Here is a 25,214-nt window from a genome sequence, read left to right on the forward strand (position 1 = left end):
CACAGTCACCTCCCCAGTAAGGCGTTCCCAGCAACGCGGTCGCAGCCCTCTGGCCGCGACCACCCTTGAATCCGCGGGCGCTGCACCCACAGCGCCCGCCCGAGGCTCTACTGGGCCTTGAGGTACTCATTGAGAAACGCCTGGGCATCGCCATAGCTGGACAGGTTGCTGTCATAACCCACCTTCAGCGGCTTGGCCTCACCCGGCAGATGCAGCTCGCCATAGCCCTCCTGAAGCAGCAGCACCACGAACTTCTGTCCGTCCACCTGAGTGAAGTAACGGGTGTCGCGATCGGTTTGCTCCACGTTCATTTTCTGAATGCGCATGTTCCAGTCGTGGTCGGCGTCTTCCACCTGCACCAGCGCCTGATGGGCGCTGCGCTCACCGATGCGCAAGGTCCAGACCTTCACCCCGTGCGGCCCGGTGTAGGCCAGGATCTTGTCCGCCACCTGTGGCCGTTCCTCGGCCTGGGCCAGCCCGGTTCCCAGTACCCACGCCATGACCCATGCGGCCGCCCAACGGTAATAAAGCTGCATCCTTCTAGCTCCTGAACATGAAAAGGGGCGCTCATTGAAGCCGACCCGTGCAGCGCTGCCAAGCACCCGAGGCAACAGGCGGAATAAAAAAACCATCGTGTACAACCCGCGCCGGGCGAGGCGCGAGTGGGTTACCATCCGCCGCCTGGGCGCCAAGGCACAACGCATGCGCATGCTCGGCAAGGGAGCCAGCAAATCCCCAGCCTCTTAAGGACAACCCCCATGAGCAAACTGACAGCGCTGATTGAACAAGCCCGTGAAGGCCTTAGCATCCAGCAAAACATCTCCCCGATCGGCTGGGAACTCATCTCCAGACAATGCGGCGCGGCGGAAATCGCCGAGATCAAAACCCGCATCGCCTCACTCAAGGCCGCCCGCGAAGCCGTCGAAGAATGGGACGGCGACACCCGCGATGACCTGTATTTCGCCATCGCCAACTTCACCCGCCTGCTGGAACTGGCCACCGCCTACGCACAAGGTGAATGACATGTCGGCTGAGCGCACAACGGATTATGTCGAGAGCAGCGAGGGCGCCGTGCGCCTATGGATAGAGCAGGGCAGTGCCATTCATCTCAAGGCCTGCACCGAACACAACGACCCCGTGGAGCTAACGGCAGAACAGGCCCTGGAACTGGCCCAGGCACTGCAACGTTTGGCCAGCCGCCTTGCGGACTGAAAGCAGCCCCAAGACCCGCGCCCACGCAACTACCTGGGTAACGACACACCTGAGAGGAACAGCCCCTGTTTAACGAACTAGTGTTTTTGCCCGAAGACCCGACCAGGACTCCGCCTACCTCGGCGGCAACCCCTACCTGCCTGAGTCCATCCCTTGGCCCACCGACTCGACGGGCGCCCCCTTGCTGCACCTTGCCAGCCTGCCGGCCAGCGTTATCAATCGATACCTTGCCGGCATGCAGTTGAATGACGAGCTGGTGATTTCGCTGTTTACGCCTTACTCAATCGTCAGCGACACCTACATCGAGCAGGCCATGCAAGAGGGCGGCAAGGTGCTGGCCTACAGGCCCGCGGCGCGACAGGTGGATGGTTACGGACAGCCCATCACCCCGGCGCGGCGAATCGCAGTGATTGAAAATCCGGGGCAGGACAGCGACGAAAACGGCCTGGCCAAGATCGCCGGAATACCCGCCTGGATTCAGGGGCAAGAGACACGCCCAGGCTTGAACTATGTGCTGCAGATCAACAACTCCCGGCTGAACAGGGCCGCTCCAGGGCACAAGGGCATTTTGGTCGGCGGAACCGGCTATCTGCTATTGAAGCAAGGCATTGATGACGAAGACCTGATGGCCGGGGCCCTGATCATCCAGAGTTCATAAGACAGGGGGCGGGCCCTCAGCCCACGAGGGCAAATCCTTGGGATCGAAGCGCTCGCGGGTGTCCATCTGAACATTGCGCTGGCTCGCGGTTTGCTGCTGGCTGGCGTACAGCGGCTCGGCAAAGTAACTGATCAGTAGCGAACGCCGGCGCGCGCCACTGGGGTTGCGGCAGGCCCCGTGCACCAGATCGACATCGAACAGCAGAATGTCCCCCGCAGCACCGGACAGCTGCACCGCGCGGGATTCATCGGCGAAGTCGAACGGCGGCTCCTGCGCACCGGGGCGATGACTGCCGGGAACCAGACGCGTCGCCCCGTTCTGCGGCCCGTAGTCGTCGAGAAAGGCGATGGCATTGACCACATCCCCCGGCCGCTGCACCGACAAATCCCGGTGCAACACCTGATGACCGCCCCCGGCCACGGGCTCGCGCCCTTCCACCTGGGACAGATAGAAACGCTCGCCGATCAACTCGCCCACCACCGCCAGCACCTGGGGCAAGCGGCACAGGGCCTGCACCTGCGCATCCGTATCCAACTGCGAATGGCGCCAGTCCCAGCCACGGGGCACCGGCCACTGATCCGACGGCTTTACCCCGGCATCGAAGGTGGCGCGCAGGTCCGCCAGCCAGTCGGTCGGGATGACCTGGCGCAGCAGGGCATAGCCATTGCGGTGGAGTTGTTCGCGGGCGGTCATGGGGGGCTGGATATCCTTATCTGCAATAACCCGTCGAGCATACCTGCGCGCAAAAGCCCTGGACATAACCGGCGACGGTTTAGCCATTGCCCCAACGCGAACAGCCGCCTAGTCTGCTGCGGTCGCTGCAAAATCAGCGACCGGGCCTGAGAACCCGATCAGATGCAGGCACATTTTTGATCAGGGAGTTTCAATCATGTCTGCCGGTAATCTGTCTGAAATTTGCTGCCGTTCCTTTCGCCTTTCTCCGCTCAAAAACCTCTGCTGCCAGACCCTGGCGGGAGGTGCACAATGAGCCAGTCAACCCCCATCAAAACCCAGGGTTTTGTCACCTTTGGCAATTGCGCCGATCCTGAACTAACGTTGTTTCGCGTTAATGCGGATGTGCCTTTGCAGCAGGCGTTGGAGCAGGCTTCTACCTTGTTGTACTACGCCAAGAAGTTAGCGCTGGATGCTGCTATGGAAGAGCAGGGGGAGCGGTATGCGTGGGCTGCGTATTTTTTGGCGGAGATGGGGAAGGCGGTGATTGATGATGTTGAGTTGGGGTTGAGGGAAAGAGGGAGTGGTGGATCGACTCTGAGTTAGGGCAACATCGCACGGAGTAGATAAAAGCGCCGCTATCGTTGCTTGATAAGCAGTGTCTCTATTACTTGAGAGGCTGCTTTCGGCCAATAGCGGCCGTTCTGGAATGGCAGGAAACGACCGATAACTGCCTTCGATACGCGACTTTCGCCCGTCAGCGGCTCGATTGTAAGAATATGGCGGAGAGCTGCAAAACCGCCTACGCTTATAGAATGATTCCTCGAACGCCTTGCCCATCTGGTGGTATAGAGCCGAGAGATCTGACTTCCTTTGACCGTCCGCTTAACACCTACCCGGACCAACCCGCGCCTATCGCCAGCAACTGCCCCCTGAGTCCGGTCCACACGACCAGCAGTACGGCGCAACGGGTAAAAGCCAGACCCAGTCCCCCCACCTGCCGTTCAAAAGCGACCGATGCCGCAGCACCTCTGGAAACGGGGGCGCTGTTCACGTTCTGTCATGAGGTCAATCCGTATGTATCGGCCGAGCACGATTCCTTACCAGCAGCATCGAGGGTTCAGCCGAACCTTCACTCAGGGGCATTTGAGCCTTGGATTATTCTTTCCCATGGAGGCGTTCGACGGGGACACTCCGAGCATGCTCAACCAGGTCACACTGGCTAAAAAAGCCGAGGCGCTGGGCTTCTGCGCGCTCTGGTTTCGCGACGTGCCGCTTCGCGACCCTGGCTTCGGCGATGTCGGCCAAGTCTTCGACCCCTGGGTTTACCTGGGTTATATGGCCGCCCATACCTCGGAGATTGCACTTGGCACCGCCTCCATCGCCATCCCGCTGCACCATCCCCTGCACACGGCCAAGGCGTCAGCCAGCGTCGATCAGTTGAGCACTGGTCGCTTGATTCTGGGGGTTGCTTCGGGAGATCGGCCAGTGGAGTTTTCGGCGTTTGGCGTCGATCCCGAAAGGCGTGGAGAGATCTTTCGAGAACACTACGAAGTGATTCGCCGCGCCCACAGCACCAGTTTTGAGCCCATCCACTGGAGCACTGGTGAAATGCAAGGCGCAGACCTGATTCCGAAACCTACCACCCAATTCATTCCAATGCTCGTGACCGGCAACAGTCGCCAGTCACTGGATTGGATCGCGCGTGAGAGCAACGGATGGATCAACTATCCACGCATTCCGAACATGCAGCGGCTGGTCGTGGAAGATTGGCGACTGGAGGTCACGAAACAATGTGGCTCTGTGTATAAGCCCTTTACTCAGTCGCTGTACATCGATCTCGATGAGAATCCGTCAACGCCACCCACACGTATCCATTTGGGGTTCAGACTTGGACGTTACCATCTACGATTTTTGCTGGAGTCGCTTGAGGAAATCGGCGTGGACCACGTCATTCTCAATCTCAAATACGGCAAGCGCCCTGCGGTGGAAGTTATTGAGGAATTGGGTACGCACATCGTTGCGCAGTTCGGAGTGCAGCCGCGTCAGGCAGCTCATTGAACATCGGTCACTGCTACGCCGACGAATGCTCACTTGACGAAACCATAAGGTGTCACGGCGCGGATGACCTCCGGTTCTATATCAATGATGGAGATCTTCGCGGCATGAGCGACCGGTGCCCGGCAAACAATCTACCCTACCCAGCCTAAACCCGTGATGAGCACATTGCCTTGCAGATTCTGTGCGGCCTCCACGCCGTCCATGGACACGATTTGCGCGCGTATCCTTTCACTTCTACCGAGCGCGCAAGCATGGCATGAATCCTGGACACGGCACTTTAGCCATGACATTTATCTTCAATACAAGTGTTTTAATTGATCACCGCCCGGGACAGCAGCAGGCCCAGGCGATCCTGATTTTCATACAAGACATCGTGAGCCTCCCCGAACTGAATGGAACTTCCTGTTGGATTTGCTTAACCGGGCAGCTTGGCCGCAAGGACGTCAACCTTCTCGATTGATGGCGGTTCGGCAAATAGCTCGGCAGCGTTTGCCATAAGCGCCGCCGCGACCTTGCCCGAAAGATGAGCCTGCCGGCCCGCTTCATCCGGGAATGCGTCAAAGATGCCAAAGGTGGACGGCCCCAAGCGGATTCCAAACCAGGCTGTAGTGGCTGGCTCCTCCTCCACTAACGGAAGGCCGCCCAAAAGAAAACTTTCTACATCCTTTTCTTTCCCGGGTTTTGCTTCCAGGCGAACGAACAACGCTACTTTGACCATTATGTGGCTCCTGTTGTTACGATGCGGCTGGCGCTATCAGATCGCGATAGCTAAGAGGGGTATCCGAGACTCTTAACTATGGTCGACGATACCAGGATTACAAACCCAAATAGACCAAGGGTAGCGGCGAGTAGCGCACGGGCAGTGAGAACGACGTAGTGGGCAGCATGTAACCGCAAGTCAGCCACTTGCTCACTTGGTCCCACCCTCTGGTCTGATAATAATGATTCAACGATATCTGAAATTTAGAAAAACATAAGAGATCATGGTTGCTGTCAGGCCGACCAATATGTACTCGATGCGGGGTAAAAATACGACTAACCCGCCCAAAGAAAACACTATCAACGTGTTTTGTAGTATGTATTTCCTTATTCTACTCACGGCTATGAAATAGCCATATTGCTTACCTAGGAAAAACAAGGCCATGCCGGTGATCGACATAATCTGAAAATCGCGTATCGCAATGTCGTTCAGGATCGCATGCCTGATCAAATTTGCCAGAAGTGCCAGCCCCATAAAAAGAAAAAGGTGCGAGTAGATTAAGGCGTGCCCACTCATACTGCTTTGATGTTTTTTCAATAAGTAAAAACTATCAAAATAGATCCACCAGATACTGCAAATCATGATAAATCCGGTGATGGCCGCCATCACATTATAATAACCCCATTGAATGTTAGACAGGCCTCCGGAAAGGCTAATAATTGACTCCCCCAATAAGATTAGGGTGAGTAGGCCTATGCGCTCAACCAAGTGTTCCGTGTGCGCTGGCAACGGTTTTAGTTTAGTCCAGAAAAATACAGGAAACAGAATATCAAGAACAATCCCAATATAAGCAACAAGGTAACGCAAGGGCGGGTCAAAAATAACGGATGAAAGACTAATAACTGCGCTAACTAATAGGGCAAAACCAAGCCTTGAGGAAAGTTCGCCGCGAGAATCGAGTTTACTAATGGATGAAATGTACATAACACTGATGATCGCTCGTATACCAAAATAGCAGGCAATAATAAGCGGGTAGTTCACTTCCAGGTCTTCCCCAATCCGTGCCGATAGCACAATGAGCAGGAGCATTATGAATAATGTTGCCAAACGGTGAAGATTACTGTCTGTATCGAACCTGTTAGAGTAAATCGTGTGACTGGACCAGATCCACCACAACGGTACAAAAAGCAGTAAGAATGTCCATAATTGCTTATGTTCAAAGTGGCCGTCATGAACATGTCCGAGAGTGTGCGTAACCTGGCCTATCGTAACAACGAAAGTCAGGTCAAAAAACAACTCCAACCATGTGGCGTGTCGATTTTCTTCATAATACTTCAAAGATTTCATTAGTTGCCGGCTCCGTATCCACCTCTTTAATGTAAAGGAAGCTAACGTTGGTTTTTCCTCGGCTCCGATGTGGGTGATGCCAAGCCGATTTGGCTCTCTAGCGATTTCGTCCACGCACTAACAAAAGCTCAATCATCTGACTCATCCCGATGAACTCTGGAACTCCGTCATAGCGAAGCCCGTCAATGTAAAACGCTGGGGTGCCATTCACGCCGCTGCGTACACCGCCATTGAAATCGGCTTGTATTTTGGGAATGTAAGTATCCTCTTGCATTGCAAGATCGAATTCCTCCTTGGGAAGGCCGTGTTTGAGAACGATGGCGCGATACAGCGGCAGGCCCAATCGTTCCTGATTTTCGTACAATTCGTCGTGGGTCTCCCAGAAGAATCCTCGACTCCCGGCATACTCAGCGGTGACCGCTGCACCCAATGCATGGGGGTGAGCGGTGGTCAGAGGGAAGTTACGGAACACAAACAGCAAGTCATCGCGAAAATGCTGTTGCAGATTCTTGACCATCCAATAAGCTTCACCGCAATAGGGACATTCATAGTCGCCAAATTCCACCAAGGTGACCTTGGCATGCGCACTTCCCTGGCGATGGTCGTTGGCACTTACCGGGACTTTGAGAGTGGCCATGTAATCACCTGTTAATTTTTGGTTGGCGTGCTTTGTGGCGAATTCACCTGAGCATCCAGCGCATCCAGAATGCCGTCCGCCCCAGGGTTGATTGCCATTGGTGAGACGTAGCTCCAGGCGACCACCCCCTCCTTGTCAATCACGAACAGTGCCCTCTTACAAACTCCGAGCTGGGACTCGTACGCTCCATACTGTCGTGCCACCGCCCCTTTGGGCTCGAAATCGGCCAGCAGGCTGAAGTGGAAATTTCGATCTTTGGCAAAGGCCTGATGACACCAGGCGCTGTCAACCGAGATACCCAATAGCACCGCACCATATTCTCTGAAGGTGGGTAACAACTGGTTGTACAAGGTCAGTTGGTCACCACACACCGAAGTCCAGTCAGCGGGATAAAACGCCAGTATCACGGGATTTCCCTTTAGCTCACGCAGCGACAACTGTTGATCAGGGGTTGCGTGAAGAGTGAAGTCGGGCGCGACAGTGCCGGCCGGCAGCGGACCCTGAACCAGGTCGCCATTGGTTTTTTGTGCATCATCTAACTCTGAAGTATTCATTGCTTGAACCTTGATAGATGGGTGGTTGGGACGTGCTCAGTGGGATACGACGTGCCCGGCGGGATAACTCCATCCACCATCAAGGGGAAAAAAAAAGACAACGCTGCCTCGATCTCAGCCTGAGCCTGAGTAATTTCGGCAGCGAAACGTTTACGTTCCGCATCAAGGAACACAAGAAGATCCGCCGTGTAATCGCGGAATTGGATTAGGCCAGGTTGGCAGGGGAATGGTCGGATTCGCTCTGGCTCACCAATGACTATAGTCGTTGATGACGCTTACCGTAGTAACTGAACGAATTTTCGGTACCCTCCAGTGCCAACAACAGTCACGCGCTTAATGCGTCCACGGCCAGGCGTGTTGAGCAGAGCTTGGGTCTAAAGCGCTCAGTTTCCCAAACGCTTCTGGACCCGGCAAAAGATCTGAAGCGCTCAACAGGAACGCTCCAGGACAGAAGTGGCAACTGAAGTGTAGTTCAGGACAACCGGACGCGTTTGAATCTGCGAATTCCCCCGTTCAAACCTGCGGACAAACAAGACCGGGCTTCAGGGACCGGGATGCGCGTAGGCTAAGGAAGGCTTCGAGGTCTACACAGGGCATCGGTTTGGCAAAGTAGTACCCCTGAAAAATATCGCAGCGACTGCCCTTCAGGAAATCGATTTGAGACTTGGTTTCCACACCTTCGGCGACCACCGACAGGCTGAGGTGATGGGCCATGGAAATAATGCCTTGGGTGATCGCTGCATCGTGATGGTCGGTAGCGATATCCCGAATGAAAGAACGGTCAACCTTGATCTTGTCGATGGGTAAACGCTTGAGGTAGCTGAGGCTGGAGTAGCCCGTGCCGAAATCATCGAGCGCAATGCGTACACCTAAAGCCTTGAGCTGGTGCAAAGTGTCGATGGCTTGTTCAACGTTATGCAACAAGAGCGACTCGGTAATCTCCAGTTCCAACTGCCCGGCGCTAAGTTCGTACCTGTTCAGCACTGCCTGGATACACTCGACGAATTGCCCACGCTGGAAATGAATCGGCGAAATATTAACGGCCATCGAGAGACCTGTGATGCCCTGTTCGCTTAGCTGTCGCAGCTGTGCGCAGGCGGTATCGAGCACCCAAAGGCTCAGCGGGATGATCTGGCCACTGTCCTCTGCCACCGGCACAAACACCGCTGGCGAGATAAATCCTTTTTCTGGATGATCCCAACGCAGCAACGCTTCGATCCCGACCACCCGCCCCGTGCGTGCGTCTATCTGCGGTTGATAATGCAACTGGAAGGATTGAGTTTCGATAGCCTTTTGCAGGTCATTGCGCAGGCTCGCGTGCTCGCAAAAACGTTGATTGAGGTCGCTGGTGTACCACTGAAAGTTGTTGCGCCCTTCCTGCTTGGCTTTGTACATGGCCATGTCCGCCTGCTGAATCAGTTGCATCGGCTGCTCGATGTCACCATCGCTCAGGGTGATGCCGACGCTTGCACTCACATGCAGGTCAATACCCTGGATGCAGTAGGGTCTGGCAATGCTCGCCATCAGGCGCTCGGCTACGGGTACAACGTCCTCGTCACGCAGCAGGTCAGGCAGGAGCACAATGAATTCGTCACCGCCCATGCGCACGATGGTGTCACCGGGACGAACTTGCTGGGTCATACGTTGCGCCACTTCGATCAGCACCTGATCGCCAAAGAAATGCCCGATCGAATCGTTGATGGATTTGAATCCATCCAGATCAATGCACATCACCGCGAGCCGCCGATTACGCCGACGACTGATGTGGCAATCCAGAACCAGTCGCTCTTCAAGCGAAACACGGTTAAGCAAACCGGTAAGCCGGTCATGGCTGGCGTTGAAGCTCAATTCGCGTTCGAAATGTTTCTGCGCGCTGATATCCCGGGCAATGCCGAATACTCCGACGATTTCTCCGTTGACCATGATGGGCAGGTTGGAGATATCCATGGTCAACAGTTGCTCACTTTCGTCGCGAAGCTGTGCCTCGAAGCGCTGAGGCGCTCCGGCACGGGCTGCGCAAAAATGCTGACTAACCCGTTGCAGATCCTCATCGAGAACCAGATGGGAAAAGTGATGACCAATGAAATTGACGGCCGTGTGCGGTTTCAGCTTCAGGCCTGCAGGATTGACGCTCTGGATGTTGCCGGCCAGATCGAGGGCGAACACCGGGTTGGGGTTATAGGTGAACAATGAACGAAAACGTTGTTCGCTCTCCTCCAATCGCCGACCGTCACGCTCATGACGGATCGCAATGACGGCCAGTTGCGCGGCAAAAACCAGTTGTTGAATCTGCGCCTCGTCCGGCGCATGGATGCTCTTTTGGTACAGGGCAAATGTCCCCAACACCGTTCCTTGATGGGAGAGCAAGGGGACAGACCAGCAGGAATGCAGGTTATGCCCCAGCGCCAAGCTGCGGAAACGGTCCCAGTTCGGGTCCCGGGCGATGTCTTCAGTGACCACAAGCTCGCGCCGGAACGCCGCGGTGCCGCAGGTCCCTTCCTGCGGACCAATGGCCATGCCATCTATCGCCTCGCTGTACTCGGTCGGCAGGCCGGGTGCCGCGCCGTTAAGCAAGTGTTTGCCCTCGGCATCCGCCAGCAAGATAGAGCAGTAGGTTTCGGGAGTCTGTGTGTCGAGCATCTGGCAGATGGCGCAGAGTACATCGCCCAGATGCTGATCGGTCGCAATCATGCCGAGAATGTCACGTTGCGATTGGTGGAAGGTCTTGCTCTGAAAACTTGGACGAGGATTCATTGTAAATTCCTGAAGACTCTCGATTCGTCCGGTCTTCAGAGAGCCAGAAACAGTGGCGGGCCGATCACTGTCCACTTGTGTGTCGGGTACACACTCTATAGAGCGTTGACCCGTTAAAAACAGGTTCAGATCCAACAAAAAAAACAGGATCACATTGTTGCCGTCTGGCTGACTTCGCTTTCTCGACTTGTGGCAATCCCCCCTACAGCCCTTCACGACACCGCAGTTGGCCAGATTGAACGCTGCAATTTAAGCCCGATTGTTCACCCGTGGCTACGGCGTGGGCGATGCCAAGACGACGCCGCACCCTAGCGATTTCGTCCGTGCCCTACAGACCGCTCTACTGGAGTCCCGTCATACTCCCTATGGCCGAAAGCAGTCATTTGTGGACGGCAGCTATCGGCTAAAAGGAGACTTTCGCATACATCTAGGATGGAAATCCGGATGGTTTACTTCACCTAAGTGAATCGCCCCGGGTGAAGTGACAACAGAAGAGCAGCTATCCTCTGCATCAATCTAAAGGCTGCTTATCCAAACGCTCTGTTTAAGGGACCAGACATGACCGTTGAGATCACCGAATACAGAAAATTGCTAGAAGCCGGGCGGCGTTACCTGGAAGGCACCGCCACCCTCGCCGAACTAAACGGTCGAGTCAGGGCAACGCTGGAGACTGGACACTTCTGGGGAGCAGCAGCGCCACTCATGGAAGTCGCCCGAGATTGGGAGCACATGATTAACCGCACCTGGAATGAAATGGGCGAGCAACCCGCTCCGCTGACCGAGGTCCAGTTCAGCGAGTGGTTGCGACAGCAGTTCTACTTCCCAGCCCGTGACAGCTAGTTGTCACTAAACAAAAGAGCGGTGCAGGGCGCTACCGTTCAGAATCACCCCCCTCAAAACGTCGGCGGCGTTATCACCCACAACACCACCGCATCCTCCTCCCCAGGGTTCCCATACTTATGCGGTTCCTGGCTGGAAAAGCTAAAGCTATCCCCCTCACTCAACTGAAAATACCGCTCGCCCACCCACAGCTCAAAGCTCCCCGACAGCACATACCCGGCTTCTTCCCCCTCATGGCTGTAACTCTCCTTGCTGTACGTCCCCGGCGGAAACCGTGAGTGCAAAAACTCCAGCTGCCGGGTCGGCTGTGGCGTCAACAGTTGATCGATAATCCCGTTCTCATAATTCACCTGCAGCCGCTGTTTCTTGCGCACCACGTAGCCCTGATCCTCGGGCGCGGTCTGGGTTTCGCTGGCGAAGAACCATAGGATGGTCACGCCCAGGCTGCGGGCGAAGTTAAATAGTGAGGTGTGGGGAGGGAGGGTGCGTTCCAGTTAGATGATAGGAGGAATTTTTTGGTTGCTGAGGCTGCTTTCGGCCAGAAACGGTCATCCAGGTTGGGCGTCATCCGGGTTGATTTTGTCTTTGACGTCAAATCTACTCAACAATGCGGCTCCATCCGAAACACCAAGAATCTGATCAATTGCGGCTATTTTCTGGGTCGCACAGTCGAGTTGAAAGTCAGCATTGCTGTATGTAGCCTCCGCCTCATTGTGGAGTGCATAGGCCATATGGGCCGCAACACGGACGCTCATTGGAGCATCTACATCACTGCCCAGATAATCTGCAAGCAACGTCCTGATCTCTATCAGTGCAAGCGCGAGTAGCCTAGTTTGAGCAGTCTGCATAAAGGTATCCCGGGTATTACAACGAATTTGCGAACGGATTTCGCGAGATTACATAAACTTTCAGACTGTCAAAAGCGAAAGACTGTTATGGGTCGGCTTCTGCCGGTCACGACAGGCAGAAACCGGCCAAAATCAGTCATCGAGTGACTACGAGTTTAGGGGCGATTCAGAGATAGGAATTATCTGGCACGGCGTATTCGACACGTCATGAAAAGCAGCATGGCCGTGGAAGCGCTCATTCTGTTCTCTACCAACGTATGGACGATTCAGCCGCAATCGTAATCACAACGAAGATACAAAGGACGTTTCCAGTGGAAAAAGCTTCTCTTAAGAGTTTTTTGGCTGTTGTTTCTGTTTTTTTAGCCACATTCGCTAGCGCGAATGAAAAAAATCTAAAAGTGTCCGCAGAAAGCGAAGTGTTTTACTTCAAAGCGTTGCCTTATCTAGAAAAAATCGATGAAGCACAAAACGATTTGTTCACTTTTCGAAAGCAGTTAGCAGTCAACGAAAAGGTGCCCGACCAAAAAAAGGAACAATATAGAGAAGAAATGCTTCTGCTTGTAAAAGAAGGAATGCCTTTGCTCAAGCGTTCAGCTGAGGAAGGCAACCCAGCAGCGCAGTACCGTCTAGCGTTGATGTTGTCGACTTTTGAATCTCGCGATCAAGTCGCCGAAAAAGTCTGCACTCTCCTAAAGTCCAGTTTCAGTAACGGATTTACTCCAGCGGGTTTGCAGATGCTTTTCTATTGCTTCGATGAGGTTAAAACACCTGGGTATCGGTCACTTGTCGACGCGTTGCCTAATGATGAAACGCTGTATAGCAGATACTACCCCCAGCCAACGATGATGCCGAGTTGCGATAGAAATAGTCGCTCTGACAGCAATCCAATCGTGTTGCTCGACGAAAAAAGTTTTCGCGCCAACCTTTATATGAGTATGGCGACTCAAATGTTGACGCAAAACCTTAAGCAAGAGCAGGTGCAGTTTCTCAATAAAGCTGCTGAGCATGGATGCGTCAGGGCAATAGAAAGGCTAAAGCTCAGCAGCGCCACTAATGGAGCTCACCCGAAACTGGGAACACATGATTAACCGCGCCTGGAATGAAATGGGCGAGCACCACGCTTCGCTGACCGAGGCCCAGTTCAGCGAGTGGTTGCGGCAGCAGTTCTACTTCCCAGCCCGTGACAGCTAGTTTTTCAGTCAACGAAAGAGCGGTGCATTGCGCTTCCGCTCAGTAGCTCACCTCAAAACGTCGGCGGCGTAATCACCCACAACACCACCGCATCCTCCTCTCCAGGATTCCCATACTTATGCGGTTCCTGACTGGAAAAGCTAAAGCTATCGCCCTCACTCAACTGAAAATACCGTTCCCCCACCCACAGCTCAAAGCGCCCCGACAGCACGTACCCGGCTTCCTCGCCCTCATGGCTGTAACTCTCCTTGCTGTACGTCCCCGGCGGAAAGCGTGAGTGCAAAAACTCCAGCTGCCGGGTCGGCTGTGGGGTCAACAGCTGATCAATAATCCCGTTCTCATAATTCACCTGTAGCCGCTGTTTCTTGCGCACTACATAGCCTTGATCCTCGGGCGCGGTCTGGGTTTCGCTGGCGAAGAACCATTGGATGGTCACGCCTAGGCTGCGGGCGATGTTGAACAGGGCGGGGATGGAGGGGTAGGCGAGGTTGCGTTCCAGTTGGCTGATGTAGCCGGCGGTGAGTTCGCTCTGTTGCGCCAGTTCGCTCAGGGTCAGGCCGCGGCGTTTGCGCAGGCCGCGGATGCGGGTGCCAAGAAACTGTGGGCCGCCAGGGGCTTGGTTGTCGCTGCCGGGCTCGGGCGGCGTCTTGCTGCTTTGATTCATGGCGGGCTCCAGGCCTGGAAGGCGGGCGCATCCGGGCACCCGTCCTGCAAAAGGCCTGGAGTATAAAGCAGCCTCAAAGCGCCCAGGCGACTTTCAAGCCTTCATGGATGGCTTCTTCCACGGTGCGCGGTGCCAGGCAGTCGCCGATGCGTTGGAAGGGCACCAGGCCTTTGAGTTGCTGGCCGAGGTCGTCCACGGATTGGTGGCCTTGGCACAGCACCAGGCTGTCGACGTTTTCCAGCAGCATGGGTTCGCCGCTGGCGGTGTGTTGCAGGTAGACGGTGCTGTCGTCGCAGCCGTAGAGGCGGGCGTAGGGGATGATCGGGATCGCCAGTTTGTGCAGTTCGCCGGCCATCTGGTCGCGCACGTACAGCGGCAGGCTTTCGCCGCAGTGGGTGCCGTTGACCGCCAGTTGCACCTGGTGCCCGGCGCGCACCAGGCGCTCGGCGATACCGGGGCCGATCCAGTCGCAGCGCCAGTCGGCCACCACTACGCTGCGGCCCAGTTGCACTTCATCGCGCAGTACTTGCCAGGCGTCCACCACTTGCAGCTCGCCGCCGCGTTCGAAGTTCGGCCAGTAGGGCTGGGCGCCGGTGGCGATGATTACGTGGTCGGGGTTTTCCCGCTCGATCAGGGCGCGGTCGACTCGGGTGTTGCGCACCACTTCCACCCCGGCCAGTTGCATTTCCCGTTGCAGGTTGGTGCTGGTACCGCCGAATTCGCTGCGCCGGGGCAGCAGTTGCGCCAGTTGGATCTGGCCGCCCAGTTGCGCGCTGGCTTCGTAGAGGGTGACGTGGTGGCCGCGTTGGGCGGCGACGGCGGCGGCTTTCATCCCGGCCGGGCCGCCGCCCACCACCATAATGCGTTTGCCGCGGGTGCTGGGCTTGGGCTGGCCGTAGAGCAGTTCGCGGCCGGTTTCCGGGTGCTGGATGCAGGAGATCGGCAGGCCCTTGTGGAAGTGGCCGATGCACGCCTGGTTGCAGGCGATGCAGGCGCGTACGTCATCGCTGTGGCCGCGCTCGCTCTTGTTGGGCATCTGCGGGTCGCAGATCAGCGCGCGGGTCATGCCGCACACATCGGCCTGGCCCTTGGCGATGATGGCTTCGGCTTCCTGGGGCTGGTTGATGCGCCCGGTGACGAACAGCGGGATCGACAGCTGGGCCTTGAAGGTGCCGGCTTCCCGGGCCAGATAAGCCGCTTCCACCGCCATGGGCGGGACTATGTGCACCGCGCCGCCGAGGGAGGCCGAGGTGCCGGCGACGATGTGCACGTAGTCCAGTTGCCCTTGCAACAACTGCACGGCGGCCAGGGATTCGTCTTCGGTGAGGCCTTCGGGGTCGCGTTCATCGGCGGAAATGCGCAGGCCGATGATGAACTCGGCATCGGTGCTGGCGCGCATGGCATCGAGGATTTCCCGGATAAAGCGCAGGCGCTGTTCCAGTTCGCCGTTGTAGCCGTCGGTGCGGCGGTTGACTCGCGGGTTGATGAACTGCGCCGGCAGGTAGCCGTGGCTGGCCACCAGTTCCACGCCGTCCAGCCCGGCCTGATGCAGGCGCCGGGCGGCGTCGGCGTAGCCCTGGATGATCTCGTCGATCATGTCCTGGTCCAGGGCCCGGGGCATGACCCGGAAGCGTTCGTTGGGCACCGCCGAAGGGGCGTAGGCCACCGCCAGCAGGCCGTCGGCGGACTCCATGATTTCCCGCCCCGGGTGGAAAATCTGCGACAGCACCACCGTGCCGTGGGCGTGGCAGGTTTCCGCCAGGCGCCGGTAGCCGTCGATGCAGGCGTCGTCGGTGGCCATCAGCACGTGGCTGGTGTAGCGCGCGCTGTCGTGGACCCCGGCCACCTGCAGCACGATCAGGCCGACGCCGCCTTCTGCCCGGGCGCGGTGGTAGGCAATCAGCTGTTCGTTGACCAGGTTGTCGGTGGGCATCGAGGTGTCGTGGCCGCTGGACATGATGCGGTTCTTCAGGCGTTTGCCACGGATCTGCAAGGGTGCGAACAGGTGCGGGAAGGCGCTGGTCATTGCGGTGACTCCAGGCGGGCCAAGGGCAGGGGAGCACAGCCTTGGCGTTGTTATTGTTGGCCTATAAAAATTTACCGCCAGTAAAAAATCAACTTGTTTTTTTACTGATGCTTGCAGTAGTTTCGATCTGCGCCCGCTTTTGGCGCGAACCTCACAACAATAAAAAAGGGCCGTGCCGGCGCCTGCCGGTGTGGCACCGCGACGAGGATTCACAGATGAAAGCGCTCACCCGCAAGCACGGTTGTTCTTTCCTGGCCCTGAGCCTGGCCCTGGGTTTTTCCCTGGGCCAGGGCACTGCCCAGGCAGCCCCCGACATGGTGGTCGTGGCGTACGGCGGAGCCGGACAAAAAGCCCAGGATGTGGCGTTGTTCCAACCCTTCAGCAAGGCCGATGGCAGCAAGCTGATCCAGAGCGAATACAACGGCGAAATGGCCCGTATCAAGGTCATGGTCGACACCGGCAACGTCGACTGGGACCTGGTGCAGATCGAAGGCCCGGACCTGATGCGCGGCTGCGAGGAGGGCATGTACGAGCCCCTGGACTGGAAGGCCCTGGGCCGTGCCGAGCAGTTGATTGCCGACGCCGCCCAGCCCTGCGGCTCGGCGGTGCTGGTGTGGAGCGTGGCCATCGCCTACGACCGCAACAAGCTGGCCAAGGCCCCGGCGTCCTGGGCGGATTTCTGGGACGTCAAGCAGTTCCCCGGCAAGCGCGGCCTGCGCAAGCGCGCGGTGTACAACCTGGAGTTCGCGCTGATGGCCGACGGGGTCAAGGTCGAGGACGTGTACCAGGTCCTGGCCACGCCCCAAGGGGTGGAGCGGGCCTTCGCCAAGCTGACCGAACTCAAGCCCTACATCCAGTGGTGGGAAGCCGGGGCCCAGCCGGGGCAGTGGCTGGCCGCCGGTGATGTGGTGATGACCTCGACCTACAGCGGCCGCATCGCCGTGGCCGCCCAGGCCGGCGCGCCGCTGGCGGTGGTCTGGCCCGGCAGCCTGTACGGCATGGACTACTGGGCGATCATCAAGGGCTCGAAACACGTGGATCAGGCCAAGCGTTTCATCGCCTTCGCCAACCGCCCCGAGGTCCAGGTCGACTACGTCAAGCAGATCCCCTATGGCCCGACCAACACCCAGGCCGCGGCCAAGCTCGACCCGGCCTTGGCGCAGTGGGTGCCGACCTCGGAACAGAACCTCAAGGACGCCCTGGCGATGAACGTGGAGTTCTGGGTCGATCATGGCGAAGAGCTGGAAGAGCGCTTCAACGCCTGGGCCAGCAAGTAAGCGCACCGGGCTGGACGCCTGCGGGCGTCCGGTCCTATTGTTTGCCCGCCCAGATTGCCCCACCCACCCGCCTGGAGGACTCCAACAATGAACAATATCGCTCCCAGCCCCCACGCCAACGCCGAGCGCAGCGCCACCGAACAGCGCCTGCGGCAAGAGTTGGCGGCCTGCTACCGGCTGATCGCGCACTTTCGCATGACCGACCTGATCTTCACCCACATCTCGGTGCGCTTGCCCGGGCCCGAGCATCACTTTCTGATCAACCCCTACGGCCTGATGTTCGAGGAAATCACCGCCTCCAACCTGGTGAAGATCGACCTCAACGGCGAGGCCGTGGAGCCGTCGCCGTACCCGGTGAACCCGGCGGGTTTCGTGATTCACAGCGCCATTCACGGCGCCCGCGAAGACGCCCAATGCGTGCTGCACACCCACACCAAGGCCGGTTGCGCGGTGGCGGCGCTCAAATGCGGCTTGCTGCCGGTGAACCAGATCTCCATGGAGTTCTATGGCCGCGTGGCCTACCACGACTACGAAGGCGTGGCCTTGGACCTCGGCGAGCAGCAACGACTGGTGGCCGACCTGGGGGACAAGAGCGTGCTGATGCTGCGCAACCATGGCCTGCTCACCGTGGGCGAAACCGTGAGCCAGGCGTTTTTGCGCATGTACTACCTGGAGAAGGCCTGCGAGATCCAGCTGGCGGCCCAGGCGGCGGGGGAGATCGTCCTGCCGCCGGACGCGGTCTGCGCCCACACCGAACGCCAATTCAACGACCCGGGGCGGCCACTGCAGGAAGGCGAACTCAACGACCCGGACGCCATGCAACTGGCCTGGGCGGCGCTGTTGCGCCTGCTGGAGCGCATCGCCCCCGACTACCGCGCCTGACCACACCTGGGTTTGTATCTACCTGTAGCCGCTGCTGAGCCCTGGCGAAGCTGCGAAAAGGCCCGCAGGGCCTTGCTTGGCGATCTTCAGCCGAACCTGTGGCGCCCGCAGGATCTTTGCGTCCCTACGACGGAATGCCGCCCAACCCGTTCGCAGCCTGCGGCAGCGGCCACAGGAAGCGATGCGGCTTGGGCGGTCACACAAACGCTGGATCGCCACGAAAGGCCTGTTGTACAGTCGTTCAGTTTCAATTTCCCGCCACTGTCCAAGGAACCCGCCCCATGAGCCAGGAAGCGCGCTTTTCCCGTCTGGAACCCGACCTGCGCAAGGCCGAGCTGATCGAGGCGACCCTGACGTGCCTCAAGCGCCACGGTTTTCAGGGGGCGTCGATCCGCAAGATTTCCGCCGAGGCCGGGGTGTCGGTGGGGCTGATCAGTCACCACTACGCCGGCAAGGACGAGTTGGTGGCCCAGGCCTATCGGGCGGTCACCGGGCGGGTCATGAACCTGCTGCGCGAGGCCATGGAGCAGGCCGCGCCCGATCCCCGGGAGCGGTTGTCGGCGTTCTTTCGCGCCTCGTTCTGCGCCGAACTGCTGGACCCGAAGCTGCTGGACGCCTGGCTGGCGTTCTGGGGCGCGGTGAAGACCGCGGAGGCGATCAATCTGGCCCATGAACATTCCTACGGCGAATACCGCAACGAGCTGGCCAGCCTGCTGACCCGGCTGGCCGGGGAGCAGGGCTGGGAACGCTTTGACGCCGATCTGGCGGCCATCAGCCTCAGCGCCTTGCTCGACGGCCTGTGGCTGGAGTCCGGGCTCAACCCCGGGACCTTCAGCCCGCAGCAGGGCGTGCAGATCTGCGAAGCCTGGGTCGAGGGGCTGCTGGCCAGCCAGGGGCGCGGTTTCGTCAGGCCGACATAGGGCTGTTGATCGGTTGTTCAGTAATGGCTAGGCTGCTGCGCACAGGGTTCCTTTTCCAATAAAAATAATCAGGAAACAGGCGATGACTCCTCGGGTTTTGATCGTCGACGACGATCCGCTGATTCGCGAACTGCTTCAGGCTTATCTCTCTCAGGAAGGCTACGACGTGCATTGCGCCGCCACCGCGGAGCAGGCGGAGAGCTTTCTCGGCCAGCACACGGTGGACCTGCTGATGCTGGACATCCGCCTGCCGGGCAAGGACGGCCTGACCCTGACCCGTGAGCTGCGGGTGCGTTCGGAAGTGGGGATCATCCTGATCACCGGGCGCAACGACGACATCGACCGCATCGTCGGCCTGGAATGCGGCGCCGACGACTACGTGATCAAACCCCTCAATCCGCGCGAGCTGGTGTCGCGAGCCAAGAACCTGGTGCGGCGGGTGCGCCATGCGCGCCAGTCCCAGCCCCAGGCCGGCTGCCCGAGCCCGGTCAAGCAGTTCGCCGACTGGGCCCTGGACACCGACCGCCGCCGGCTGATCGACCCGCGCGGCGGCGAAACCCTGCTGACCCACGGCGAGTACCAGTTGCTCAGCGTGTTCCTGCGCAACAGCGGCCACACCCTGAGCCGCGACCAGTTGATGGACCAGATCCGCAACCGCGAATGGGTGCCCAGCGACCGTTCCATCGACGTGCTGGTGGGCCGCCTGCGGCGCAAGCTGCACGACGACCCGGCCGAGCCGGAGCTGATCATCACCATCCACGGTGCCGGTTACCTGTTCACCGCCAGCGTGGCCGCCTGAATTGCCGCGTCGCGCACTGAACCTGCGCCTGAGCCTGTGCTTGATCCTGCTGGCCGGCCCGACGTTCGCTGAACCCCAACCCGTGCTGCGCTATTGCGACTACCCGGTGTACCCACCGATTTCCTGGAGCGACGGCCAGCAGGTGCGCGGGCTGGCGCCGACCCTGGTGCGGCAGGTGCTGGGGGAGCTGGGGTATCAGGTGCAGGTGGTGGTGCTGGGTAACTGGAAGCGCTGCCTGCTGGATGCCGCCGCCGGCCGGGTGGATGTGGTGCTGGCCTACAGCACCAGCCAGCGCCAGCAGGACCTGTTGTTTTCCCGGGTGCCGGTGCTGCGCGAAGAAGTCGCGCTGTTCGTCAACCGCCGCCAGCTGCCGCGTTTCAACCACTTGCAGGATTTGCGCGCCTATCGCGGCGGCCTGCTGTTCGGCGAGAGCTACGGCCAGGATTTCGACCGCGAGGTGGTGCAGCACGGCAACATCGAATGGGTCTCCAGCAGCCAGCAGAACTTCGGCAAGCTGATCCGCCAGCGCATCGATTTCATCCCCCATGAACGCCGCACCGGGCAGCTGTTCATCGAGCAACTGCCGGGGGCCGAGGACATAGTCGCCTTGCCCCAGGCGGTGAGCGTCGACTACCTGCGCCTGGCGGTGTCGCGCCATTCGCCCCTGGCGCCGCGCATGGCCGAGATCGACGCGCGGTTGCAGCAGCAGGTGGACAGCGGCGCGGTGCAGCGCTGGCTGGCGCAAAGCCAGGACGACTACCGCGCCATGCTCAAGGCGCAACGGGGAACGGCGCCATGATCCCGCTGCGTTCCGCCGGCCTGTTGCGCCGCCTGCTGCTGTTTATCCTGCTGTTCAGCCTGTGCTTCACCGTGCTCGCCAGCAGCGTGCAGCTGTACTTCGAATACCGCCGGGAAATGCGCGAGATCGACAGCCGCATGGCGCTGATCCGCGCCGGTTACCTGGGCAGCCTGGAACGCAACCTGTGGGACCTCAACCAGGAACAGCTGACCGTGCAGTTGCAGGGGCTGGTGGACTTTTCCGACGTGGCCCGGGTGCACCTGATCAGCAACGATTTCGACTTGCAGCAGGGCAGCACCGAGCTGATCGGCCCGTTACGGGTGGAGCGTTTTCCCTTGAGCTATCAACCGCCGTCCGGGCCCTTGCGCCAGCTCGGCGAATTGCAGGTCAGCACCGATCTGGGGGCGGTGTACCGGCGCCTGTACGCCACCGGGCTGGCCAGCCTGTTGTGGATGAGCGTGTTTCTCTGCGGGTTGGCGGTGGCCTTGTCCGGGCTGTTCTACCGGCTGGTGACCCGGCACCTGCAAGTGATGGCCGACTTCGCCCGGCGCGTGGCCGCCGGCGAACTGCACGAGCCCTTGCGCCTGGACAAGCGCCAGCGCCCCGGCGGCGACGAGATCGACACCGTGGCCCGGGCCCTGGACGACATGCGCCGGGCGGTGCTCGACGATGTGCAGCGCCGCGAAGCCGACCGATTGGCCTTGCAGGACAAGCGCGACGAATTGCAGAAAATGGTCCAGCGCCGCACCGCCAGCCTGATGCACGCCAAGGACGAAGCCGAAGCCGCGAACCTGGCCAAGTCGCGCTTTCTGGCGACCATGAGCCATGAACTGCGCACCCCGTTGAACGGCATCCTCGGCATGGCCGAACTGCTGCGTCAGGCGCCGCTGGATCAGCAGGACCGCCAGCGCTTGCAGGCCTTGCATCAAGCCGGGGAGGGCTTGCTGAGCATCCTCAACCAAGTGCTGTCCTTTGCCCGCCTGGAAGAGGGCGAAAGCCGCCCGGAAGTGCGGGACTTCTCCCTGCGTCAGTTGCTGGAAGAAGTCACCACCCTGTTGCAGCCTCGGGCCGAGGCCAACCGCACCCGCCTGGAACTGCATATCGATGAGCAACTGGCGCCGCGTCAGCAGGGCGCCGAGCAGTACTTGCGCCAGGTGCTGAGCAACCTGCTGGCCAACGCCATACGCTTTACCGAAGACGGCTGGGTGCGGGTCGAGGTGCAGGTGCTGCACAGCAGCGTCGAGGGCCAGCGCCTGCGCTGCTGCGTGCGCGACAACGGCATCGGCATTGCCGCGTCGATGCGCGAGAAGATCTTCGAGCGTTTCGTCCAGGCCAGTGACGAGGTGACCCGGCGCTATGGCGGCACCGGCCTGGGATTGGCCATCTGCAAGCACCTGCTGCAGCAACTGGACGGACGCATCGGTGTGGACAGCGAGCTGGGGCAGGGCAGTTGTTTCTGGTTCGAACTGGCGTTGGGCATCGGCCAGGAACCCTTGTCGGTGCCCGCGCTTGAGTTGCCGATGCAGGCTTTGAACATCCTGGTGGTGGAAGACGTGGCCCTGAACCGCGAAGTGGCCAGCGGCCTGCTCGAGCGTGACGGCCATCAGGTGTGGCTGGCGCAAGACGGTGAAAGCGCCCTGGCCCTGTGCCGACAGCAGGCCTTCGACCTGTTGCTGCTGGATGTGCACCTGCCCGGCATCAGCGGGGTCGAGCTGTGCCGGGAAATCCGCCGCCGCCCCGGGCCCAATCGGCAGGCGCGAATCTTCGCCCTCACCGCCAGCGTGCAGCCGTCGCTGGTACGCGGTTATCTGCAGGCCGGCATGCAGGGCATTCTCGGCAAGCCGTTGCAGCTGGCCAGCCTGCGGCAGGTGCTGGCCGGGCAGGTCCAGGTGCCGCCGACCGACACCCGGCAAGGCTTGCTCGATCAGAGCGTGCTGGACACCCATCGCAGCCTGCTGGGCGAGCAGAAATTGCACAGCCTGCTCCAGGTCCTGGCCGATGCCCTGGATCAGCAACGACCACGGCTGGCCGACGCCCTGGCCGCCGAAGACTGCACCGAAGTCCTGCACCTGGCCCATCGCCTGGCGGGCAGCGCCGATTCCCTGGGTTTCTGCGCCCTGGCCCGAGTGCTGCGGGAGTTGGAAAGTGCGGCAGAGCAGGCCGATCGCCCGACGTTGGCGGCCCTGGGGGCGAATGTGCAAACGTCCTGGCAGCAGTCCCGGGCCTTGCTGCAACAGCTGTTGGCGGCCTGACGTACAAAATCCTTACGACTTTTTACATCTTCGATCCTGGCGTTCAATCCGAACTTACATGGCTTTCCAATAATCGCTTGAACCGCGCCTGCCGCGGTCTTCGAAGCTTATTGGAGATAATAATAATGATACGCCTGCAAGCTGCTTCCGCCTTCCGCCACACCCCTTCGCTCCGCGCCCTGCGCCTCACTGACTGCTGAGGTGCGCCATGACAACCACCACTGAACGTAAAGGCATACACCTGACGCGCTCGCTGAAGAGCCGGCACATTTTCATGCTGTCCCTGGGCGGGGTGATCGGCACCGGGCTGTTCATGGGCTCCGGGGTCACCATCAACCAGGGCGGGCCCTGGGGGGCGATCCTCTCGTATCTGGTGGCCGGGTTCCTGATGTACCTGGTGATGGTCTGCCTCGGCGAGCTGTCGGTGCAGATGCCGGTGTCCGGCTCGTTCCAGGCCCACGCCACCAAATACATCGGCCCGGCCACCGGCTTCATGATCGGCTGGGTCTACTGGATGAGCTGGGCCACCACCGTGGGCCTGGAGTTCACCGCCGCCGGCATGCTGATGCAGCGCTGGTTCCCCGACGTGCCGATCTGGTACTGGTCGGCGCTGTTCGTGGCCTTGCTGTTCGGCATCAACGCCCTGGCCACCCGCGCCTTTGGCGAGGCCGAATACTGGTTCGCCGGGGTCAAGGTGCTGGCGATCCTGAGCTTTATCGTGGTCGGCGCGCTGGTGATCTTCGGCGTCATCGACCTGCCCAGCGGCGCCCCGGCGCCGATGTTCGACAACCTCAAGGGCGACTCCCTGTTCCCCAACGGCCTGCCGGCGGTGTTCGCGGTGATGATGACCGTGGTCTACGCCTTCCAGGGCTGCGAGATCATGGGCGTGGCCGCTGGCGAAACCGACCAGCCGGAAAAAAGCATTCCGCGGGCCGTGCGCAACGTGGTGTTCCGGGTGCTGATCTTCTACGTCCTGGCGGTGATGGTGCTGGCGGCGATCATTCCCTGGCAGCAGGCCGGGCTGGTGGAAAGCCCCTTCGTCCAGGTGTTCGACATGGTGGGCATTCCCTACGCTGCCGACCTGATGAACTTCGTGATCCTCACGGCGATTCTTTCGGTGGGCAACTCCGGGCTGTATGCCTCCACGCGCATCCTCTGGGCCATGTCCAAATCCGGCATGGCGCCCAAGGCCCTGTCGCCCCTGAGCAAACAGGGTGTGCCCCTGCGGGCCCTGTTCATCACCCTGTGCTTTGCCCTGATCTCGCTGATGACCAGCTTTATCGCTGCCGACACCCTGTTCATGGTGCTGATGGCTGTGAGCGGCATGGCTGGCACTGTGACCTGGATCGTGATTGCCCTGGCCCAGTACCGCTTTCGTCGCCAGTTCCTGCGTGATGGGGGGCAACTGGAGCAGCTCAAGTACCGCGCGCCCTGGTTTCCGCTGGTGCCGTTGCTGTGCATCGTGCTGTGCAGTTCGTTGTTTGTGTTTTTGGCGCTGGATGAAACCCAGCGGCCGTCGTTGTATTGGGGGTCGGGGTTTATTGCTCTGTGCTATGGCGCTTATTACCTGATGCAGCGTAAACGCCAACTGCAACCTGCCGCCGCCGTGTAGGAGCCGGCTTGCCGGCGAAGGGGGCGGGAGACATGCGGCGCCTGGGCGGACGCCTTTGCTGGCCTTTGCGGCTAGAGAGGCGGGGTACATATCCATTCCTGCGGGTGTGGCCGTTGGTGGTTTTGCTTTTATGGCGGGGAGTGGGGGGCATATCCGTTGCTGCGGTTATGGCTGCTTAGGGTTTCGCTCTTACAGCGGTGGGCTGTGTACATATCCGTTGCTGCGGTTACGGCTGCTTATGGTTTCGCCCTTACGGCGAGTCCCTTTTTTTCAAACGCCAAAAAAAGGAACCAAAAAACGCTTGCCCCTCCATGGGCCCCTCGCTTCGGCATTGCTCCGGGGGCCCGCCGCCAACCGGCCATCCATGGCCGGGTGGCGGCTAGCTCGGCATCCATGCCGAGCTGCCCCCTACGCAACGCCTGCGCTCGGCCGGCTGGGAAGGGGCCTGAAGATCAAAAGCCAAAGCCAAAGCCAAGGTGCGCAGGCCGGTTCCCTGTAGCCGCTGCCGC

General features: G+C 59.5%; 24 protein-coding genes and 2 pseudogenes. 14 read left to right on the forward strand and 12 right to left on the reverse strand.

The features are described from left to right. Positions 1-107: 107 nt before the first annotated feature. On the reverse strand, positions 108-536 hold the full coding sequence (locus Q8O96_RS05370; RefSeq protein WP_273922474.1) for a hypothetical protein: 429 nt from the start codon (positions 534-536) through the stop codon (positions 108-110). A 222-nt stretch (positions 537-758) separates the two neighbouring features. On the opposite strand from Q8O96_RS05370, the gene Q8O96_RS05375 reads away from it, so the two are divergent. The 3 genes from Q8O96_RS05375 (at position 759) to Q8O96_RS05385 (ending at position 1,870) form a co-directional block, all read left to right on the forward strand. Further along, a complete protein-coding gene (locus Q8O96_RS05375) occupies positions 759-1,022 on the forward strand; it encodes a hypothetical protein (RefSeq protein WP_102864520.1) in 264 nt (87 codons plus the stop codon). A gap of 1 nt (position 1,023) precedes the next feature. Next, entirely contained in the window at positions 1,024-1,212 is a 189-nt protein-coding gene (locus tag Q8O96_RS05380; RefSeq protein ID WP_305948495.1) for a hypothetical protein, read from the forward strand. Between the two features lie 181 nt (positions 1,213-1,393). Continuing rightward, a complete protein-coding gene (locus Q8O96_RS05385; RefSeq protein ID WP_371826158.1) occupies positions 1,394-1,870 on the forward strand; it encodes a hypothetical protein in 477 nt (158 codons plus the stop codon). On the opposite strand, the gene Q8O96_RS05390 is transcribed toward Q8O96_RS05385, so the two are convergent. Further along, positions 1,865-2,563: a phytanoyl-CoA dioxygenase family protein gene (locus tag Q8O96_RS05390; protein ID WP_305948496.1), complete on the reverse strand. Its 699-nt coding sequence runs from the start codon at positions 2,561-2,563 to the stop codon at positions 1,865-1,867. The genes Q8O96_RS05385 and Q8O96_RS05390 overlap by 6 nt on opposite strands. 291 nt (positions 2,564-2,854) lie before the next feature. Here Q8O96_RS05390 and Q8O96_RS05395 point away from each other — a divergent pair, with 291 nt between their 5' ends. Together Q8O96_RS05395 and Q8O96_RS05400 are read left to right on the forward strand one after the other, a co-directional pair. Continuing rightward, on the forward strand, positions 2,855-3,148 hold the full coding sequence (locus tag Q8O96_RS05395) for a DUF3077 domain-containing protein (RefSeq protein ID WP_305948497.1): 294 nt from the start codon (positions 2,855-2,857) through the stop codon (positions 3,146-3,148). Positions 3,149-3,619: 471 nt separating this feature from the next. Beyond that, positions 3,620-4,603 carry an LLM class oxidoreductase gene (locus Q8O96_RS05400; protein ID WP_078047889.1) on the forward strand — a complete coding sequence of 328 codons (984 nt, stop codon included), beginning with the start codon at positions 3,620-3,622 and terminating at the stop codon, positions 4,601-4,603. A 38-nt stretch (positions 4,604-4,641) separates the two neighbouring features. Here the strand turns inward: Q8O96_RS05400 and Q8O96_RS05405 are convergent. From Q8O96_RS05405 to Q8O96_RS05435, 6 genes and pseudogenes are all read right to left on the reverse strand, one after another. Further along, positions 4,642-4,824: pseudogene (locus tag Q8O96_RS05405) on the reverse strand (potassium transporter); the annotation flags it as partial. A gap of 194 nt (positions 4,825-5,018) precedes the next feature. Further along, positions 5,019-5,321, reverse strand: coding sequence for a putative quinol monooxygenase (locus Q8O96_RS05410; protein WP_023047152.1), 303 nt, complete (start codon positions 5,319-5,321; stop codon positions 5,019-5,021). A gap of 228 nt (positions 5,322-5,549) precedes the next feature. After that, complete coding sequence (locus Q8O96_RS05415) at positions 5,550-6,650, reverse strand: low temperature requirement protein A (RefSeq protein WP_305948498.1); 1,101 nt, start codon at positions 6,648-6,650, stop codon at positions 5,550-5,552. Positions 6,651-6,747: 97 nt separating this feature from the next. Further along, positions 6,748-7,287 carry a DsbA family protein gene (locus Q8O96_RS05420; RefSeq protein ID WP_305948499.1) on the reverse strand — a complete coding sequence of 180 codons (540 nt, stop codon included), beginning with the start codon at positions 7,285-7,287 and terminating at the stop codon, positions 6,748-6,750. An 11-nt stretch (positions 7,288-7,298) separates the two neighbouring features. Continuing rightward, the gene (locus Q8O96_RS05425) at positions 7,299-7,841 is read right to left on the reverse strand and encodes a redoxin domain-containing protein (RefSeq protein WP_305948500.1); all 543 of its coding nucleotides are present in this window, start codon (positions 7,839-7,841) and stop codon (positions 7,299-7,301) included. A gap of 513 nt (positions 7,842-8,354) precedes the next feature. Beyond that, positions 8,355-10,595 carry a bifunctional diguanylate cyclase/phosphodiesterase gene (locus tag Q8O96_RS05435; protein WP_305948501.1) on the reverse strand — a complete coding sequence of 747 codons (2,241 nt, stop codon included), beginning with the start codon at positions 10,593-10,595 and terminating at the stop codon, positions 8,355-8,357. A gap of 558 nt (positions 10,596-11,153) precedes the next feature. Between Q8O96_RS05435 and Q8O96_RS05440 the strand changes: the two genes are divergently transcribed. Then, a complete protein-coding gene (locus Q8O96_RS05440; RefSeq protein ID WP_305948502.1) occupies positions 11,154-11,435 on the forward strand; it encodes a hypothetical protein in 282 nt (93 codons plus the stop codon). A 53-nt stretch (positions 11,436-11,488) separates the two neighbouring features. Here the strand turns inward: Q8O96_RS05440 and Q8O96_RS05445 are convergent. Together Q8O96_RS05445 and Q8O96_RS05450 are read right to left on the reverse strand one after the other, a co-directional pair. Beyond that, positions 11,489-11,929 (reverse strand): annotated as a pseudogene (locus Q8O96_RS05445) (cupin domain-containing protein); the annotation flags it as partial. Positions 11,930-11,983: 54 nt separating this feature from the next. Further along, positions 11,984-12,283: a hypothetical protein gene (locus tag Q8O96_RS05450; protein WP_305948503.1), complete on the reverse strand. Its 300-nt coding sequence runs from the start codon at positions 12,281-12,283 to the stop codon at positions 11,984-11,986. A gap of 311 nt (positions 12,284-12,594) precedes the next feature. On the opposite strand from Q8O96_RS05450, the gene Q8O96_RS05455 reads away from it, so the two are divergent. Next, positions 12,595-13,371 (forward strand): hypothetical protein, encoded by a 777-nt coding sequence (locus Q8O96_RS05455; protein ID WP_305948504.1) that lies wholly within the window; start codon positions 12,595-12,597, stop codon positions 13,369-13,371. A 155-nt stretch (positions 13,372-13,526) separates the two neighbouring features. On the opposite strand, the gene Q8O96_RS05460 is transcribed toward Q8O96_RS05455, so the two are convergent. Together Q8O96_RS05460 and Q8O96_RS05465 are read right to left on the reverse strand one after the other, a co-directional pair. After that, positions 13,527-14,138 carry a cupin domain-containing protein gene (locus tag Q8O96_RS05460; protein WP_210482171.1) on the reverse strand — a complete coding sequence of 204 codons (612 nt, stop codon included), beginning with the start codon at positions 14,136-14,138 and terminating at the stop codon, positions 13,527-13,529. Positions 14,139-14,211: 73 nt separating this feature from the next. After that, positions 14,212-16,164, reverse strand: a complete 1,953-nt coding sequence (locus Q8O96_RS05465) for an FAD-dependent oxidoreductase (RefSeq protein WP_305948505.1) — start codon at positions 16,162-16,164, stop codon at positions 14,212-14,214. Between the two features lie 215 nt (positions 16,165-16,379). On the opposite strand from Q8O96_RS05465, the gene Q8O96_RS05470 reads away from it, so the two are divergent. From Q8O96_RS05470 to Q8O96_RS05500, 7 genes are all read left to right on the forward strand, one after another. Further along, on the forward strand, positions 16,380-17,441 hold the full coding sequence (locus Q8O96_RS05470) for an ABC transporter substrate-binding protein (protein WP_305948506.1): 1,062 nt from the start codon (positions 16,380-16,382) through the stop codon (positions 17,439-17,441). Between the two features lie 87 nt (positions 17,442-17,528). After that, positions 17,529-18,323: a class II aldolase/adducin family protein gene (locus Q8O96_RS05475; RefSeq protein WP_060838990.1), complete on the forward strand. Its 795-nt coding sequence runs from the start codon at positions 17,529-17,531 to the stop codon at positions 18,321-18,323. Positions 18,324-18,604: 281 nt separating this feature from the next. Continuing rightward, positions 18,605-19,243, forward strand: coding sequence for a transcriptional regulator BetI (gene betI / locus Q8O96_RS05480; protein ID WP_060843403.1), 639 nt, complete (start codon positions 18,605-18,607; stop codon positions 19,241-19,243). Positions 19,244-19,325: 82 nt separating this feature from the next. Then, the gene (locus tag Q8O96_RS05485) at positions 19,326-20,042 is read left to right on the forward strand and encodes a response regulator (RefSeq protein WP_060838992.1); all 717 of its coding nucleotides are present in this window, start codon (positions 19,326-19,328) and stop codon (positions 20,040-20,042) included. A gap of 1 nt (position 20,043) precedes the next feature. Beyond that, on the forward strand, positions 20,044-20,841 hold the full coding sequence (locus tag Q8O96_RS05490) for an ABC transporter substrate-binding protein (RefSeq protein ID WP_305948507.1): 798 nt from the start codon (positions 20,044-20,046) through the stop codon (positions 20,839-20,841). Beyond that, entirely contained in the window at positions 20,838-23,093 is a 2,256-nt protein-coding gene (locus Q8O96_RS05495) for an ATP-binding protein (RefSeq protein ID WP_305948508.1), read from the forward strand. The genes Q8O96_RS05490 and Q8O96_RS05495 overlap by 4 nt, the downstream gene beginning before the upstream one ends. Before the next feature lie 208 nt (positions 23,094-23,301). After that, complete coding sequence (locus Q8O96_RS05500; RefSeq protein ID WP_060838995.1) at positions 23,302-24,705, forward strand: amino acid permease; 1,404 nt, start codon at positions 23,302-23,304, stop codon at positions 24,703-24,705. Positions 24,706-25,214 lie beyond the last annotated feature (509 nt).

The sequence above is a fragment of the Pseudomonas sp. LPH60 genome, assembly GCF_030718165.1.
In the GTDB taxonomy this organism is placed as follows: Bacteria; Pseudomonadota; Gammaproteobacteria; order Pseudomonadales; family Pseudomonadaceae; genus Aquipseudomonas; species Aquipseudomonas danubii.

What these genes read in the sequence shown, in the direction of transcription:
- Q8O96_RS05425 (WP_305948500.1), bottom strand. Translation starts at nt 7,841, where the DNA reads ATGAATACTTCAGAGTTAGATGATGCACAAAAAACCAATGGCGACCTG.
- Q8O96_RS05390 (WP_305948496.1), bottom strand. Translation starts at nt 2,563, where the DNA reads ATGACCGCCCGCGAACAACTCCACCGCAATGGCTATGCCCTGCTGCGC.
- Q8O96_RS05375 (WP_102864520.1), top strand. Translation starts at nt 759, where the DNA reads ATGAGCAAACTGACAGCGCTGATTGAACAAGCCCGTGAAGGCCTTAGC.
- Q8O96_RS05465 (WP_305948505.1), bottom strand. Translation starts at nt 16,164, where the DNA reads ATGACCAGCGCCTTCCCGCACCTGTTCGCACCCTTGCAGATCCGTGGC.
- Q8O96_RS05435 (WP_305948501.1), bottom strand. Translation starts at nt 10,595, where the DNA reads ATGAATCCTCGTCCAAGTTTTCAGAGCAAGACCTTCCACCAATCGCAA.
- Q8O96_RS05470 (WP_305948506.1), top strand. Translation starts at nt 16,380, where the DNA reads ATGAAAGCGCTCACCCGCAAGCACGGTTGTTCTTTCCTGGCCCTGAGC.
- Q8O96_RS05440 (WP_305948502.1), top strand. Translation starts at nt 11,154, where the DNA reads ATGACCGTTGAGATCACCGAATACAGAAAATTGCTAGAAGCCGGGCGG.
- Q8O96_RS05485 (WP_060838992.1), top strand. Translation starts at nt 19,326, where the DNA reads ATGACTCCTCGGGTTTTGATCGTCGACGACGATCCGCTGATTCGCGAA.
- Q8O96_RS05400 (WP_078047889.1), top strand. Translation starts at nt 3,620, where the DNA reads ATGTATCGGCCGAGCACGATTCCTTACCAGCAGCATCGAGGGTTCAGC.
- Q8O96_RS05415 (WP_305948498.1), bottom strand. Translation starts at nt 6,650, where the DNA reads ATGAAATCTTTGAAGTATTATGAAGAAAATCGACACGCCACATGGTTG.
- Q8O96_RS05495 (WP_305948508.1), top strand. Translation starts at nt 20,838, where the DNA reads ATGATCCCGCTGCGTTCCGCCGGCCTGTTGCGCCGCCTGCTGCTGTTT.
- Q8O96_RS05410 (WP_023047152.1), bottom strand. Translation starts at nt 5,321, where the DNA reads ATGGTCAAAGTAGCGTTGTTCGTTCGCCTGGAAGCAAAACCCGGGAAA.
- Q8O96_RS05450 (WP_305948503.1), bottom strand. Translation starts at nt 12,283, where the DNA reads ATGCAGACTGCTCAAACTAGGCTACTCGCGCTTGCACTGATAGAGATC.
- Q8O96_RS05395 (WP_305948497.1), top strand. Translation starts at nt 2,855, where the DNA reads ATGAGCCAGTCAACCCCCATCAAAACCCAGGGTTTTGTCACCTTTGGC.
- Q8O96_RS05420 (WP_305948499.1), bottom strand. Translation starts at nt 7,287, where the DNA reads ATGGCCACTCTCAAAGTCCCGGTAAGTGCCAACGACCATCGCCAGGGA.
- Q8O96_RS05475 (WP_060838990.1), top strand. Translation starts at nt 17,529, where the DNA reads ATGAACAATATCGCTCCCAGCCCCCACGCCAACGCCGAGCGCAGCGCC.
- Q8O96_RS05460 (WP_210482171.1), bottom strand. Translation starts at nt 14,138, where the DNA reads ATGAATCAAAGCAGCAAGACGCCGCCCGAGCCCGGCAGCGACAACCAA.
- Q8O96_RS05500 (WP_060838995.1), top strand. Translation starts at nt 23,302, where the DNA reads ATGACAACCACCACTGAACGTAAAGGCATACACCTGACGCGCTCGCTG.
- Q8O96_RS05370 (WP_273922474.1), bottom strand. Translation starts at nt 536, where the DNA reads ATGCAGCTTTATTACCGTTGGGCGGCCGCATGGGTCATGGCGTGGGTA.
- Q8O96_RS05380 (WP_305948495.1), top strand. Translation starts at nt 1,024, where the DNA reads ATGTCGGCTGAGCGCACAACGGATTATGTCGAGAGCAGCGAGGGCGCC.
- betI (WP_060843403.1), top strand. Translation starts at nt 18,605, where the DNA reads ATGAGCCAGGAAGCGCGCTTTTCCCGTCTGGAACCCGACCTGCGCAAG.